Genomic DNA, 14,838 nt, shown 5'->3' on the forward strand with positions numbered 1-14,838 from the left:
TCTTCAGTTAAAAGCGCTTAAGGCAAGTACTCATATTCTAAGGCGGCTTTCTTTATCTTGGATACAACCAGCACGGGAAGCATAATGAAGCATACCATTGCCGTTATGTTTATCCACGAGTAAGCAAGCGGATAGCCGTTGAAGATATTGAGCTGATAAATCATGTAATAGTGCCGTAGCGGAAACAGCTGGGCTATTGATTTTATTGCCGGCGACATGGCAGACAGCGGAAAGGCTGTGCCCGACAGCGAGAAACTCAATACGGCCCACAGACTGCAGATGCTCATAGACATGCGGAGCGACGGCGTGAGCCCAAAGACAAATATGCCGAAGCCCTGAGCCGCGAGGACTGAAAGCAGTCCGAGCAGCAGTATAGCCGGCAGTCCGCCGGGATGAGGAAACTGCAATATGCCGAACACATACATCATGTAGCCATAGAATATGGCCAGGAACACCAGCGTCTGTGGCAATATCTTGCCGATGAGTGCATTGTGAATGTTATTGCCGGCTGTCTCCATCCATTCTTTCGATGTGCCGAATTTCTGTTCCGTTCCTATCGAGTAGACCGTTATCAGGAAGATGAAGAGCATAAGGCAGCCCGGAATGATCATCGTGTTAAGATAGATGCTATAGTTTACGGCGGGATTGTTCACCGTATGCAGGTCGATGACGATAGGCTGCAGAAAACTCATAATCTGGCTTTCTGTAAGTCCTTTTGCCTGCAGCACAGACGACGCTGCCCCAGCAGAGCCAAGCGTAGATATGGTCTTGAGGTCGCGGTAAAGCAGCGCTCCGGCAGTAAGTGAGGTGGAGCTGTAGTAGAACGATATTTTAGGCTGTCTCATTGACAGCAGCTCAGACGTTGTGCCTTCGGGAATATACAGGAAGGCATAAATCTCGTTGCGCTGTATGGCATTGCGAGCCTCGCTTACGTTAGTATACCGTTTTACGATTTTTGTTGTCTGGAATGCGTCCAGCTTTCTTATTATTGAGCGTGTGGTAGATGTATTGTCGAGGTCTACCACGCCAACGGGCATGTTGGTCGGCTGCCCGTTGCTCATTAGTGAAGTAAAAAATATGGTGACAATAACGGGGAATATCAGCATGCAGAACAGATACATCGGATTCTTCTTCAATATTCTGCATTCTCTGCATGCCACGCTGATGATGTTCCTTATGCTGACACTGTTACCCACGTTCTGGTTTTATCTGTTTTTAATTATTAGCGACATACCCGGTCTTAGTCCGTCAAGCTTTGTTACAGGACGGGCTTTCACCTCGAAAGTCTTCAAGTCATACTGTCCGTTGCTCTTAGTGGCTTTCCATACGGCATAGCTGCCTTCGTCCTTGATGTAGTAGACCTTCATCTTCAGGTCTTTGCTGAAAGCCGGGCAATATGCTGTGAATGTGTCGCCGTTCTTGAGTCCGTTGAGTTGGTCTTCACGCACGTTGAATGTACCCCACAGGTCGCTCATTATTGATATGCTCATGATAGGAGAGCCGGCTCCGATAAGTTCGCCCACTTTGGGATAAATGCTGCTTACCTCGCCTTCAACCTGTGCTATCTGCACGGTTTCGTGTATGTATGAGTTTATTTCCTGTACGGCACCCTTTGCCCTGTTCACCTGAGCCGCAGCTGCACGCTTCTCTTCGCGGCGTGCGCCGTTTACTGCCATGTCGTATTGGCTCTTGGCAGCCTTTGCCTGAGCTTCGAGCGCTTTATAGTTGGCAAATGCCTCGTCGCGTTTCTGGGCACTCATGACACCTTCGTCAAACAGACGCTGAACACGCTCGTATGACTTCTTTGCAATGTCAAGTCCGGCCTTGGCCTGCTGCCACATCTCGTAGGCTCCGCGTATCTGTTCCTGACGTGCGCCCCTGTCTGCCATCTCGTTCATGGCGGCAGCAGCGTCTTCGGCACTTTCAGCCTGCTTCTTCTTGGCCTCAATGTCAGGAGCGTCTATTATGGCCAGCGTGTCGCCAACCTTTACATAATCGCCCTCCTTGACTCTAAGTTCAAGAATGCGCCCGGGCACCTTGCTCGACACCCTGTATTCTGATACTTCAATTTCGCCCTGTATCGTTTCAGTTGTCTTGCCAAAAGCAAAGAAACCTATAACTCCTACAATAATGACGGTTATGGCAAATCCGGTTATTGTAAGCAAGATGTTGTTATGTTGTGATTTTTTTGTCATGATTTCTAATATAATGATTCTCCAAGAACTTTCTTTAAGTTGAGCTGTGACAGCTTAACATCAATTTCAGCGTCTATCTTCTGTGAGCGTGCCTGCAGCCATGCCGTCTGTGCGGTCATGACATCCGTAACGTCCATTACGCCCTCTTTGAAGCCGAGGTTGGCACATCGCAGGTTTTCGTCGGCACGTTCTGTATTTTTGTTTGCCATGTTGAGCCGCTTGTTGGCTTCGCTTACTTTGAATGAACTCTGGTTCACTTGCAGTTCCACCTTTTCGCGTGCTTCGTCGAGCTCGAGCATGGCTATCGTCGTGGCAGTCTTGCTGGCCCTTATCTTGTATGAACTTTCAAACCAGTTCCATACAGGTATTCTCATTATCACCCCGACATTCCATACACCGGAGAACTTCTTTTCGAATCCGTTGTAAAGGTTGGGATTTGTTACAAGATAGCCTGCGGTGAGCGCTATTTGCGGCAGATACGCGGCCCTGATTATATTTGTTGTCTGTTTGCTTATGTCAACCGCATTCTGCAGCATCTTCAGTTCTGCACGGTTCTCCTTGGCGGCATCCGTGTCAACCAGCGGTGTCATTTCCACCTTGCTGAATGCGTCTTCTTTATCTTCGTCTTCAAGCCTTATGTCCTTGCTTATCGGCATGCCGCACAGCTGGCAGAGCAGCATTTTTGCCAAAGACACTCCGTTCTCAACTTCCAGAAGCTGCATCTCAGCCTCGTTTAGCTTCACGTCAACCTTCAGGCCGTCGGCTCTGGTGGCAACGCCTTCGCGTATCATCTTTTCAACGTCGCCGCTCAGTTTCTTCACGAGGTTCAGATAGCTGTTAGCCAGTTTCTCCTTATGTTTCAGCGACACCACGGTCCAGTAGGCATTGTCGATGTCGTATATCGTGTTCTGCGTCTTGCTCGTTATGTCGTTTTCAGCCAGTTGCTCGCTTATGTCGGCTATCTTGTTTGCCGCAACGATGCTTCCGCCCATGAATATCGGCTGGCGCACCATGACAGATGCCGTAAAGATATTTCGCGTGTCGGTCCTGAAAGCGTCGCTTATGGATTTTCCTATGGCGTTGCCTGCATTTTCCAGTCCGGGCATTATCTTGTTGGCTATATTTCCAAGCGCTTCGGCTGTCTGCGGTGTTATAACGCCCTGACTTACCATGTCCGTTATTGCAGACGATACGGTGTTGCCCAGTTGGCCGGCAGTTGTAGTGCCGAGGTTGCCGAGCACGCCTTTCTGTTCATTGTTGAGGAGAGAAATCTCCTTGCTCATGAATTCGTATCCGCCGAGCACGTCAACGTGTGGCAGATATTTTGTGCGTGCGGCTTTCCGTGTGTTCTGCGCCACGTCCTTCTTAAGCCGTGCAATGTTTATCTGCTTGTTGTTGCGCAAGGCCATGGCGCGGCAACTGTCGAGCGACAGCACCTGTTGCGCCGCCGCTGTGGCAGGGGCGCATATCAGGAGAAATATGGCAGCAACATTCTTCATAAACGAATAGCGGTTAATTCTTCTTGATGATCCTGAGGTCAGGGGTTATTTAAATGAGAAGTTGCGAGAACCAATCATGTTTCCGTCGGCAAATATGCTGACGTTGTATGTACCGTTGCTCAAGAACTCGTTTACGTTCCAGTATGTTGTTACAGCAGTCTCGTTGCCGGTGTATTCAATGTCTCTTTTCATTGAGTATTGCAGGCTGCGGTTCTCATAGTTGAATGTTCCGCCATTGGTGAGCACAGAGCCGGTTGGCGTAGTTATGCGCACGTAGATGGTCTTCATGCCGCTCTGGGCTGTAACGTTTTTGGCTATGCTGAAGTTTACCTGAAGAGTCTTACACTTTTTCAGGCTCTTTGTAACCTTGCCTCTCTTGTTCTTGGCTGTCAGTGATATGCCTGTGGCATCAAGCTGAGCAGCAATGGCGACCTTCTCAGAAAGCGACTGCTTGTCGGCATTAAGACCTTCGATCTGTCTTGTTGCCTCAGCGTACTGTCCCTTCACGCGTGTGTTTTCTGCTGTAAGGTTCTGGTTAAGACGGTTGAGCGAGTCTATTTCCAGAATATAGCTTCTGATGACGGCGCGGCATGTTGCAAGCTCCTTTTTCAGACGTGCAATCTCGCGTGCGTCTGTAGCCTTCACGTTCTTCAGCTCTTTCAGCAGCTGTTCTGTCTTCATCTGCTCCTGCGTGAGCTGCTCTATGATAGAGTCGTTGTTTATCTGAGTCTTCATCTCGCTGTACTGGTCGGCAAACTGCTGATACTCGTTTTCCATTTCTTTCTTGTCGAGTTCGGCCAGTTCCTGCATGTCCCTGTTAGCCTGCTTTTGCTGCTGCAGACTTATAGACAGGTAAACTATTCCACCGAGTAGAAGTACACCAATGACAGCTGAGATTATTATAATTTTCTTATTTTTCATTTTAAATTCTGTTTTAAATTAATCATGATTATTAAACTGAATGCCATAGCGGCATATTTAATTGCAAAAGTAGATTTTTTATCTTAAAAGACAAAGCATTTATTGAAATAAAAAAACTATTATTGTCAATTTTGCCGTGTTTTTGAACAAAATTAAAATTTAATGTGTATTTTTGTTGAAATTAACTTGCCTTATGCTAATTCGGCGTTTACATTTTGTCGTGAATATAGCATTGAGAGTGGTTATTTGTACTGAATATCTAATATTATGAAATAAAACGGATATGTTGCGCAAGATTTTCGATTTCTATTACAGCGGTTTCACCTCGATGGACATAGGAAAGAAGCTTTGGCTTGTCATTATCATAAAGCTTGTGATAATATTTCTCGTCGTGAAGCTGTTTTTCATGCCCGACGTGCTAAGCCAGAAGGCTGCGGGCGGCAGTAAGGCCGACTATATAAGCAGCCGTATGACCGGTGCAGATTGACAGAGCAAGATTAGTAACTATTAAAAAATAAAGTGTATGACAGATTTTTTATTGAGCATTAGTGCAGGGACCGTCGACTGGTCGAGAGCTCAGTTTGCACTTACAGCCATATACCATTGGCTCTTTGTGCCGCTGACGCTCGGACTTGCGCTTATTATGGGAGTGATGGAAACCTGCTATTATCGCACAAAGAGCGTCTTCTGGAAAGACACTGTGCGCTTCTGGCAGAAGCTGTTCGGTATAAACTTCGCCATGGGTGTGGCAACCGGACTTATCCTTGAGTTTGAGTTCGGCACAAACTGGAGCAACTATTCGTGGCTCGTAGGCGACGTGTTCGGTGCGCCGCTGGCAATCGAAGGCATTGTGGCTTTCTTTATGGAGGCTACATTTGTCGGCGTAATGTTCTTCGGCTGGGGCAAGGTGTCAGACGGATTTCATCTTGCGTCGACATGGCTGACGGGACTTGGCGCTACGATATCAGCGTGGTGGATTCTTGTTGCCAACGCATGGATGCAGTATCCCGTAGGACAGGTGTTTAATCCTGACACGATGCGCAATGAGATGACGTCTTTTGCAGATGTGGCTCTGTCGCCTTTTGCCATAGACAAGTTTTTCCACACAGTTCTTTCAGCCTGGATTGTCGGTGCAGTGTTTGCCGTGGCGGTCAGCTGTTATTATCTTATCAGGGCCAACAGCGGCAAAATGCCCGAGGCTACTGCCGCCAAGACAAGAAAGTTTGCTGTCAGCAGTATAAAAATCGCCTCAATCGTAGGACTCGTCGCAACGTTGCTTACAGCTTATACAGGAGACAATTCTGCATATATGGTGGCAAAGACACAACCCATGAAGCTTGCTGCAATGGAAGCTCTGTATGACGGTGAAGAAGGTGCGCCGCTTACGGCTGTGGCCTTAATAAATCCGTTCAGGCAGCCTGACTATGCCGCTTCTGAAGAGTTGCCTCTTCAGGTGGCAATACCCAAGATGCTCTCTGTGCTGGCAACGAGAGACCTAAACGGCTTTGTGCCTGGTATAAACGACATCATTAAGGGCGGATACACGCAGCATGACGGTACGACTGCATTGTCGTTTGCGGAAAAGTCGGAGCGCGGAAAGGTCGCCATCGACGCAATAGGCAAATACCGCGAAGCCAAGAAAAACGGCAATGCTGCCGAGGCAGATAAGTATGGTGCACTGATTAAGGACAATGTTAAATACATCGGTTACGGATATATGGACAATCCCGACCAGATAGTGCCTTACATACCTGTGTGCTTCTGGTCTTTCCGTATTATGGTAGGTCTTGGCATGTTGCTCATCCTAGCCTTTGCCGTAACGCTGTTTGTTGTCTACCGTAAGGACATCCTGCGTCTCAAATGGCTGCATATTGCATGGCTTGTTCTTCTGCCGTTGGCCTATGTGGCAAGCGAGTCGGGATGGGTGCTGGCCGAACTCGGACGTCAGCCTTGGGCAATACAGGACATGCTGCCCACATGGATAGGCGTGTCTGACATCAGCTCAGGGTCAGTTATCTTCACGTTCTTTATGTTCCTCGTGCTGTTCACGCTTCTGCTTGTGGTTGAAATCAACATTATGTGCAAGGCCATAAAGCAAGGTCCGGAGTTTTCTGATGTTGCTGCCAGACCATAACTGTGTCAATAATAAACATGAACGATAAAAACAAAGAAAATTATGACATATCTTTTTTTGCAACAATATTGGTGGTTCCTGGTGTCGCTGCTTGGAGCGCTGCTCGTTTTCATGATGTTTGTTCAGGGAACAAACTCTATTATCTTTTCTCTCGGGCGCAACGATGTTGAGCGCGGAATGCTGGTTAATTCTACCGGCCGCAAGTGGGAACTGACTTTCACCACGCTTGTAACGTTCGGCGGAGCCTTCTTTGCCTCGTTTCCGTTGTTCTACAGTACGAGTTTCGGCGGTGCCTACTGGCTGTGGATTATCATCCTGTTCACTTTCGTGCTGCAGGCTGTCAGCTACGAATTTCAGAAAAAGCTCGGAAATATTCTCGGTGTAAAGACCTTTCAGACCTTCCTTGTCATCAACGGATGGGTGGCTCCGTTCCTTATTGGTGTTGCCGTGGCAACATTCTTCACAGGCTCTAACTTCGTTGTTGAGAAGGCAAACTTCACCAACGGACTGTCGCCCGTGATAAGCAGCTGGGCTAACGGCAGCAACGGTCTTGACGCCCTTCTCGATGTGTGGAACATTGTACTTGGACTTGCCGTCATGTTCCTTGCGAGGGTTACAGGTATACTCTATACGGTGAACAGCGTCTCTGACATATACATACGCCAGCGCTCAAGAAAGCTGCTGCGTGTTAATCTGCTGCTGTTCCTCGTTACATTCCTGGCTTTCCTTATTTATGTCCTTGTGAAGGACGGATATGCTTACGACCCTGCAACAGGCAACATCTTTGTCGAAAATGGCAAGTATCTTTCAAACTTCCTTGCCTTGTGGCCGCTGGCTGTTATGCTTGTAGTGGGCGTTGTGCTGTTCCTTTACGGAACGGGGCGCACCGTTTTCGACACCAGTTTCAATTCAGGTATATGGACAGCCGGCATTGGTGAAGTGATGGTAGTGCTGAGTCTGTTGCTGTGTGCCGGACTTAACAACACGGCGTATTATCCTTCTGCCGTTGACCTGCAGAGCAGTCTGACCATTCAGAACAGCTGCAGCAGCGAGTTTACGCTCAGCGTCATGTCTGTAGTGTCGCTGCTCATACCGTTTGTTCTTGCATATATAGTTTATGTGTGGCGCATCATCGACCGTCACAAGATTAACCGCGAGACGGTGGAGGAGGGCGAATAATAGTCGCCCTTCCGCATCATATCAACAGTAAAGGCCATATCCCATTCATTCCGGGATATGGCCTTTACTGTTTTATTCTGTATGCCTTCAGGCATTTTCCTTGCGGCTTAGGTGTCAGCGCAATATTATTCCTGTGAATATTCTGCCTGATTCAGTGCCGAGCTTTCGCGCCGAAAAATAGTCGTTGCTGTTGTTGTAGGTGCATACCCCCGACACGTTTATGTTGTCTTCCTTCAGTCCCATGGCTGCCAGCTGCCTGCGGTTGCATTCGGGCAGGTCGATGTGCCATTTGTCTTCCTTGCGGCTAATGTCGGCCATGTTGAATCCGGCAGCCTCAAATTCGGCATAAACTTCGTCGCCTACTTCAAAGGCGTCTATCGATATGCCCGGTCCTATAACAGCCGTCAGGTCTTCCGGACGTGAGCCGAACGACACCTCCATCATCTTTACGGCCTTGCATGCTATGCGCTTTGCCGTTCCGCGCCATCCTGCATGCACCGCTGCTGCAGCGTGGTGTGCATAGTCGTATATTAATATAGGTATACAGTCGGCGGTAGACACGCCTATGCACACGTCCTTTACGTCGGTTATCAGAGCGTCGACGCCTTCAAGAATCATTCCTTTTACCGTTGCCGACAGCGACAGGAAGTCGGCACCTATCTGCATCACTTCCGTGCCGTGAGTCTGGTGCGGCATAATGACACGTTCCTTGTCAACGCCGAGTTCACGGCATAGGTCTTCAAGGTTCTTCTCAATGTCTTCGGGGGTGTCGCCGCAATATCTGTTTATGTTCAGCTCCGCATAGTTTCCGGTGCTGTGTCCGCCGTGGCGCGTGGTGCTGAATGCCGTCGTGTCGGGCGATATGTCATAATATGTAAGCTGTGGCTTCATCATAGCAAAAGTGTTTTTGTTTATATAAAAGAGCCGCATGTTTGCCGTTGCGGCATGTCATGCGGCTCTTGTCTTATGTTTTATTTATCTTCGTCAATGTCAAAATACTCAACATCGTCAAGGTCCTCATAGTCGTCGATGTCCTCAATGTCTTCATCATCAACAAACACTATCTCGTCCTCGCCCTCTTTAAGCAGTTCCTGCGGCAGTGTGCTGAGGTCTTTGTCGCGGTGAACCAGCGTGTCTTCAGCTGTAATGTCCTGCAGCTTGTTGCTCTCGCTGTTGAGCTCTTTCCACAGCACGTCTTTCAGTTCGTTGATGCCCTGACCTGTTACGGAAGATATGAACACCACAGGGATGTCGTCGGGCGTAGTCTCGCGCAGCATCTCAATAAGCTCGTCGTCGAGCAGGTCGCATTTCGTCACGGCCAGCACTCTGTGCTTGTCGAGCATCTCGGGGTTGAAGTTGCGCAGCTCGTTGAGCAGTATCTCATATTCCTTCTTTATGTCGTCGGTGTCGCCGGGCACCATAAACAGCAGCAGTGAGTTGCGCTCTATGTGGCGCAGGAATCGCAGACCGAGACCCTTGCCCTCGCTTGCGCCCTCGATAATACCCGGAATGTCGGCCATTACGAACGACTGTTTGTCGTGATAGCTCACAATGCCGAGCGACGGCTCAAGCGTGGTGAACGGATAGTTGGCTATCTTTGGGCGCGCACTCGACAGCGACGACAGCAGCGTGCTCTTGCCCGCGTTGGGGAATCCAACAAGTCCCACGTCGGCGAGCAGCTTCAGTTCTAATATTATCGTCATTTCCTCCATCGGCTCGCCCGGCTGAGCGTAGCGCGGAGCCTGATTGGTGGCACTGCGGAACTGGAAGTTGCCAAGTCCGCCGCGGCCGCCTTTCAGCAGCAGCACCGTCTGTCCGTCATATGTAACGTCGCACACATACTTTCCTGTTTCGGCGTTATACACCACCGTTCCGCACGGCACGTCGATATATTGGTCCTTGCCGTCGGTGCCGTGACATTTGTCACGTCCGCCGTTGCCTCCGTGTTCGGCAAACACGTGGCGCTGATATTTCAGATGGAGCAGCGTCCAGTAGTTGTGGTTGCCTCGCAGGTAAATGCTTCCGCCTTTACCGCCGTCGCCTCCGTCGGGACCTCCGTTGGGGTTGTATTTCACATGGCGAAGATGCATGGAGCCTCTTCCGCCTTTGCCTGAGCGGCAGTAAATCTTCACATAATCTACAAAATTGGATTCCGGCATGTTGTTATCGTCTTTGTTAATATTTTGCTGCAAAAATACGAAATTATTGCAAAACGTGCAATATATAAGCGGTGCAGATAATAAAATTAAGTATTTCTTTGATATTGTTTTGCCCTGTTGCTGATTCCGTATTGTTCCGTCTAGGATCTTTTGACGCTCTGATATGTAAACACAGCTTTTGCCTTTCAAACTGATTTTCGTTGACGCTCCAGAACGGGCATTTTCTGAAATTAAAAATATTTGTACGCAAATACTGCCGAAATCGTGTGCAAATGTAACGCCTTGTTACTCAATATAATGCCAGCATAAAACATAAAGTGTGCAATTTTTTTCGTAATAAACGGCTGCAAAAAGCCAGGATTTTGCCTTAAAAACAGCCTTTTCATGATTCAAAAACGGCCCACTTTTGCCCCAAAACCGATACGTTTATCATCAGAAAGTGCCCCGTTTTCTTCTCTTTGTAAATATCCTTTACCATTTCATGTCCTTGTGTCCGCCTCGCTTTTCTATTTCGTCAGAAAATCCAAACATTTCTGTAATGTCATTTTGTTGTTTAAGATTGATTGTGGACGACATAATGTGTATGCATATAAACAAATGATGTTGAGCTTTTCTTCGTTATATTCCGTGTTCGTTATGCAAAAATATTTTGCAGTATTTATATGCATCTTTATGTATCTGAATGCGGATTGCCAATAAAAAATAAGAGGCTAAGACGGAGCAACGCTCCCTTAGCCTCTTACATTATAAATATGTCTTACGTATTTACAGATTGTCTATAACATTGCAGATGTCACCGAAGATGCGGTCGAGTTCGCCAAGACCGTTGATGTGGTGATGAAGGTTCTCTTTTGAGTACCATTCAATCAGCGGAGCAGTCTGGTTGTGATAAACGTCGAGACGCTTCTTTATTGTCTCCTCGTTGTCGTCAGAGCGTCCGCTCTCCTGACCGCGCTTGATGAGGCGTGTCATCAGTTCGTCCTCGGGAACGTCGAGCTCTATCATAGCTGCAATTTTGTGTCCGCGCTCGTTGAGCATGCTCTTCAGAGCCTCTGCCTGCGGTATTGTGCGGGGGAAGCCGTCGAAGATGACACCCTTGTGCTCTTTTCCGAAGCTGTCGTAAACGCTTGCAAGGATGCTTACCATCAGTTCGTCAGGAATAAGCTGTCCTTTGTCGATGTATTGTTTGGCAGTTTTTCCCAGTTCTGTCTCGTTCTTGATTTCGTTACGCAGTACGTCGCCTGTTGAGATGTGGCCAAATCCGTACTTCTTAATCATAAGATCGCTTTGTGTGCCCTTTCCTGAACCGGGCGCACCGAAAATTACAATATTTTTCATCTTTTTACTTTATGTTATTTTGTCTTACTCTTCCACCAGAGTATATATGTCGCGCAGGTTGCGTCCCTGCTGGTTGTAGTCGAGTCCGTAGCCAACGATGAAGTCGTTAGGAATCTCCATTGCGGCATATTCGATGTTCAGATCAACCGTAAGTTTTTCGGGCTTGAGCAGGAGTGTGCAGATATGCACCGACTCGGGGTTGCGTGTTCCGAGCGAGTCTATCATGCGTTTCATTGTCAGTCCGCTCTCAACAATGTCTTCAAGGATTATTACTGTTCTGCCAGAGATGTCCTCGTTGATGCCTATAACCTCCTTGATTTTTCCTGTAGACATTGTGCCCTGATATGAGGCCAGCTTCACGAAGGAAATCTCACACGGAATGGTTATGAGCCGCATAAGGTCGGCTGCGAAAACAAACGAGCCGTTGAGCACGGCCAGAAACAGCGGGTTCTTATCCTTCATGTCTTTGTTTATGCGGTCTGCAACCGCCTTGACGCGCTTCATAATCTCGGCTTCGGGATAAGAAATCTTGAATTTTTTGTCATGGATTGTTATTGGGTCCATAGTGCTTTTTTTATATTTTGGCACAAAATTACTAAAAATATATCAAACATTAATAAGCGATTGGCATTAATTTTGTATTTTTGCACTGATGAAGATTTTTACAGGTGCTCAGATTCGTGAGCTTGACAAATATACAATAGAGCACGAACCCGTTAAATCGATAGATTTGATGGAGCGTGCGGCTAAATCGATAACGCATGCCATTACCGAAACTTGGAGCAATGGTATGCCGGTGATTGTTTTTGCCGGACCGGGCAACAACGGAGGCGACGCCCTTGCCGTGTCGAGGATGCTTGCTGAGCAGAAATATGATGTAAGCGTTTATCTGTTCAACATCAACGGCAACTTGTCTGAAGACTGCAAGACCAACAAGCAGAGGCTTATTGAATGCAGGGCTGTAAGAAAGTTTGACGAGGTGGTGAACGAGTTTGACCCTCCGAAACTCGAAAAGAACATGCTTGTCATCGACGGCCTGTTCGGTTCGGGGCTCAACAAGCCGCTGGCCGGAGGCTTTGCCTCGCTTGTCAAGTACATCAATCAGTCGGCTGCTACGGTGGTGAGCATCGACGTACCGTCAGGACTGATGACTGAGGACAACACCTATAACGTAAGGGCAAACATCATAAAGGCTGACCTTACGCTGACACTGCAAAACATAAAGTTGTCGTTCCTTTTTGCCGAGAACCAACAGTTTATCGGCAAGCTTCGCATGCTCGACATAAGGCTGAGCAAGGAAGGCATGGAGCAGATGACATCACATTATCGCATTCTTGAGGAGAACGACCTCAGGCCGCGTCTGCTGCATCGCGACTGTTTTGCACATAAGGGCGACATGGGCCATGCGCTCATCGTAGCCGGCAGCTATGGCATGGCCGGAGCCGCCGTGCTTGCCACAAAGGCATGCCTGCGCAGCGGTGTGGGTAAAGTGACCGTCTGCACGCCAAGACGCAACAACGACATACTGCAGATGTCTGTTCCCGAAGCCATAATGCATGTCGACAAGGAAGAAACCTTCTTCTCAGAGTCGGTTGAGACAGCAGACTATGATGCATTAGGCATCGGACCCGGACTGGGCATGCAGGAAGGCGCAGCTATAGCATTTATCAGTCAGGTGCGCCGTGCGCAGATTCCTGTTGTGGTTGATGCCGACGGCCTGAACATCCTTGCAAGTCACAGGGCATGGCTGCAGCAGTTGCCCAAGGGCATAATAATGACACCGCATCCAAGAGAGTTTGAGCGCTTGTCGGGAAACAGATTCAACGACAGCTATGAGCGCCTGAGCAATGCCCGCGACATGGCAGAGCACCTGCAGGCTTATATCATACTCAAAGGCCACAATTCAGCCTTGTGTATGCCTGACGGAAACATCGTTTTCAACTCTACGGGAAATGCCGGAATGGCAACAGCCGGAAGCGGCGACGTGCTGACCGGTATAATAACAGGACTCTTGGCACGAGGCTACAGGCAGGCTGACGCATGTATGCTGGGAATGTATCTGCACGGACTTGCCGGTGACCTCGCAGCAAAAGAGATAGGAATGGAGAGTATGGTGGCAGGCGACATCATCAGATATCTGCCACAGGCATTCCGCCGTCTGGAAGATTAAACCGGCAACAGGCCTTATGGCCGTTGCCTTTTCCATATATTATAAGTTAGAACCGAAAATAATGAGATATTATGAAGAAGCTGATAACATGTGCATTGCTTTTTACAATGGGACTTCATGCCGCGTCTGCCCAGAAAGGTAAGAACGTGGCAGAGGGAACCGGGTATTATCTTCCACGCACCGAGTTGCGCTTTACGGTGAAGATGGAAAAGACATCTTATACACCGGGCGAGTTTGCCGTTTATGCCGAAAAATATATGAAGGTGAGAAACGTCAGCATGCAGCCATCTGTTACCTACCGCATGTTGGGACTTGACATTAACTCTGAAGGCGAGCGCGACACGTCTAAGTTTTATGTGGCTCCGGTCGACTCTAAACATAATATACAGACGCTTGAACTCGACGATAACGGTGTGCTGCTTGCCATAAATGCAGAACCGAAACAGATAAAGGAGCGTGTGCCGTTTAAGCCCGCGCCGAAACCTGCACCGCTAAATCCGCGCGACTATATGAACGAGGATGTTCTCTCGGCAGGCAGTTCGGCCAAGATGGCTGAGCTTTGCGCTCTTGAGATTTATGACATACGCGACAGCCGCAGCCTGCTGAGCAAGGGACAGGCCGACTTTATGCCTAAAGACGGCGAGCAGCTCAAGATAATGATGCGCAACCTTGACGAGCAGGAGAGCGGACTTATGCAGCTCTTTACGGGCGTTACCGTTAAGGACACTATTGAGACCGAGATTGTGTTTGTGCCTAACAAGGAAACCGACCGCCAGCTGCTGTTCCGCTTCTCGAAGTGGATGGGCATAACCGATGCCGACGACCTTGGCGGCAATCCATATTATGTAAGTGTTGAAGACAAGCATATCATGCCGTCTGTTCAGGAAAATCTGCTCAGCACGAAGAAGGCCAAGGACAATGGCGGATTTTATGTAAATCTTCCGGGAAAGATAAAGGTTACTCTGTTTAAGGGCACCGAACAATGGGCTGCATACGAGCTTTATGCCGCTCAGTTTGGTCAGGTGGTGGCTCTTGACGAAGGACTTTTCGACAAGAAACTGCTTACGAGCATTGTTCTCAATCCTGTAACAGGCAGCCTTGAGAGCATAGAGATAGAGAATATTAAGAAGTAATTAGGCATTTCCTAGCCATATTTCCTGCATCATGGCCCGCTTTCATTCCTGAAAATGTGAATAAAATTTAAAAACATTTGACGGTACGCAAGTAAAATGCACTTTGATGA

At 48.3% G+C, this 14,838-nt stretch carries 13 protein-coding genes; 5 read left to right on the plus strand and 8 right to left on the minus strand.

Features of this window, described 5'->3' with window-relative positions; genetic code table 11:
- Positions 1–17: 17 nt before the first annotated feature.
- The 4 genes from EJL04_RS16470 to EJL04_RS01055 form a co-directional block, all read right to left on the minus strand.
- On the minus strand, positions 18–1,121 hold the full coding sequence (locus tag EJL04_RS16470) for an ABC transporter permease (RefSeq protein WP_125105274.1): 1,104 nt from the start codon (positions 1,119–1,121) through the stop codon (positions 18–20).
- An 84-nt stretch (positions 1,122–1,205) separates the two neighbouring features.
- The gene (locus EJL04_RS16475) at positions 1,206–2,195 is read right to left on the minus strand and encodes an HlyD family secretion protein (RefSeq protein ID WP_021853839.1); all 990 of its coding nucleotides are present in this window, start codon (positions 2,193–2,195) and stop codon (positions 1,206–1,208) included.
- 5 nt (positions 2,196–2,200) lie between these two features.
- Entirely contained in the window at positions 2,201–3,694 is a 1,494-nt protein-coding gene (locus tag EJL04_RS01050) for a TolC family protein (protein WP_021853838.1), read from the minus strand.
- Positions 3,695–3,739: 45 nt separating this feature from the next.
- On the minus strand, positions 3,740–4,615 hold the full coding sequence (locus tag EJL04_RS01055; protein WP_021853837.1) for a hypothetical protein: 876 nt from the start codon (positions 4,613–4,615) through the stop codon (positions 3,740–3,742).
- 283 nt (positions 4,616–4,898) lie between these two features.
- Here EJL04_RS01055 and EJL04_RS01060 point away from each other — a divergent pair, with 283 nt between their 5' ends.
- Genes EJL04_RS01060 through cydB form a run of 3 tightly spaced genes read left to right on the plus strand, consistent with a single transcriptional unit; the run spans position 4,899 to position 7,928 of the window.
- Entirely contained in the window at positions 4,899–5,102 is a 204-nt protein-coding gene (locus tag EJL04_RS01060; RefSeq protein ID WP_021853836.1) for a DUF4492 domain-containing protein, read from the plus strand.
- Between the two features lie 36 nt (positions 5,103–5,138).
- Positions 5,139–6,749, plus strand: a complete 1,611-nt coding sequence (locus EJL04_RS01065; RefSeq protein ID WP_125103861.1) for a cytochrome ubiquinol oxidase subunit I — start codon at positions 5,139–5,141, stop codon at positions 6,747–6,749.
- Between the two features lie 42 nt (positions 6,750–6,791).
- Positions 6,792–7,928: a cytochrome d ubiquinol oxidase subunit II gene (gene cydB / locus EJL04_RS01070; RefSeq protein ID WP_125103862.1), complete on the plus strand. Its 1,137-nt coding sequence runs from the start codon at positions 6,792–6,794 to the stop codon at positions 7,926–7,928.
- Positions 7,929–8,042: 114 nt separating this feature from the next.
- Here the strand turns inward: cydB and pgeF are convergent, their stop codons facing one another.
- The 4 genes from pgeF to hpt all read right to left on the minus strand — a co-directional run bounded on the left by pgeF (position 8,043) and on the right by hpt (position 11,989).
- Positions 8,043–8,822: a peptidoglycan editing factor PgeF gene (pgeF, locus tag EJL04_RS01075; RefSeq protein ID WP_206429362.1), complete on the minus strand. Its 780-nt coding sequence runs from the start codon at positions 8,820–8,822 to the stop codon at positions 8,043–8,045.
- 77 nt (positions 8,823–8,899) lie between these two features.
- Complete coding sequence (gene obgE, locus EJL04_RS01080) at positions 8,900–10,087, minus strand: GTPase ObgE (protein ID WP_021853831.1); 1,188 nt, start codon at positions 10,085–10,087, stop codon at positions 8,900–8,902.
- 765 nt (positions 10,088–10,852) lie between these two features.
- Positions 10,853–11,425, minus strand: coding sequence for an adenylate kinase (locus EJL04_RS01085; protein ID WP_021853830.1), 573 nt, complete (start codon positions 11,423–11,425; stop codon positions 10,853–10,855).
- A gap of 24 nt (positions 11,426–11,449) precedes the next feature.
- Complete coding sequence (gene hpt, locus EJL04_RS01090; protein ID WP_021853829.1) at positions 11,450–11,989, minus strand: hypoxanthine phosphoribosyltransferase; 540 nt, start codon at positions 11,987–11,989, stop codon at positions 11,450–11,452.
- Positions 11,990–12,077: 88 nt separating this feature from the next.
- On the opposite strand from hpt, the gene EJL04_RS01095 reads away from it, so the two are divergent.
- Positions 12,078–13,595 (plus strand): bifunctional ADP-dependent NAD(P)H-hydrate dehydratase/NAD(P)H-hydrate epimerase, encoded by a 1,518-nt coding sequence (locus EJL04_RS01095; protein WP_021853828.1) that lies wholly within the window; start codon positions 12,078–12,080, stop codon positions 13,593–13,595.
- Positions 13,596–13,666: 71 nt separating this feature from the next.
- Positions 13,667–14,728, plus strand: coding sequence for a DUF4831 family protein (locus tag EJL04_RS01100; protein ID WP_021853827.1), 1,062 nt, complete (start codon positions 13,667–13,669; stop codon positions 14,726–14,728).
- The last annotated feature ends 110 nt before the right edge of the window (positions 14,729–14,838 follow it).

Source organism: Prevotella marseillensis (genome assembly GCF_900625065.1).
Classification (GTDB): Bacteria; Bacteroidota; Bacteroidia; order Bacteroidales; family Bacteroidaceae; genus Prevotella; species Prevotella rara.

Bases quoted from the DNA above. Each gene is read 5' to 3' on its own strand.
- EJL04_RS01055 (WP_021853837.1), bottom strand. From the start codon at position 4,615: ATGAAAAATAAGAAAATTATAATAATCTCAGCTGTCATTGGTGTACTT.
- EJL04_RS16470 (WP_125105274.1), bottom strand. From the start codon at position 1,121: ATGTATCTGTTCTGCATGCTGATATTCCCCGTTATTGTCACCATATTT.
- EJL04_RS01085 (WP_021853830.1), bottom strand. From the start codon at position 11,425: ATGAAAAATATTGTAATTTTCGGTGCGCCCGGTTCAGGAAAGGGCACA.
- EJL04_RS01065 (WP_125103861.1), top strand. From the start codon at position 5,139: ATGACAGATTTTTTATTGAGCATTAGTGCAGGGACCGTCGACTGGTCG.
- EJL04_RS01095 (WP_021853828.1), top strand. From the start codon at position 12,078: ATGAAGATTTTTACAGGTGCTCAGATTCGTGAGCTTGACAAATATACA.
- EJL04_RS16475 (WP_021853839.1), bottom strand. From the start codon at position 2,195: ATGACAAAAAAATCACAACATAACAACATCTTGCTTACAATAACCGGA.
- cydB (WP_125103862.1), top strand. From the start codon at position 6,792: ATGACATATCTTTTTTTGCAACAATATTGGTGGTTCCTGGTGTCGCTG.
- EJL04_RS01060 (WP_021853836.1), top strand. From the start codon at position 4,899: ATGTTGCGCAAGATTTTCGATTTCTATTACAGCGGTTTCACCTCGATG.
- EJL04_RS01100 (WP_021853827.1), top strand. From the start codon at position 13,667: ATGAAGAAGCTGATAACATGTGCATTGCTTTTTACAATGGGACTTCAT.
- EJL04_RS01050 (WP_021853838.1), bottom strand. From the start codon at position 3,694: ATGAAGAATGTTGCTGCCATATTTCTCCTGATATGCGCCCCTGCCACA.
- obgE (WP_021853831.1), bottom strand. From the start codon at position 10,087: ATGCCGGAATCCAATTTTGTAGATTATGTGAAGATTTACTGCCGCTCA.
- pgeF (WP_206429362.1), bottom strand. From the start codon at position 8,822: ATGATGAAGCCACAGCTTACATATTATGACATATCGCCCGACACGACG.
- hpt (WP_021853829.1), bottom strand. From the start codon at position 11,989: ATGGACCCAATAACAATCCATGACAAAAAATTCAAGATTTCTTATCCC.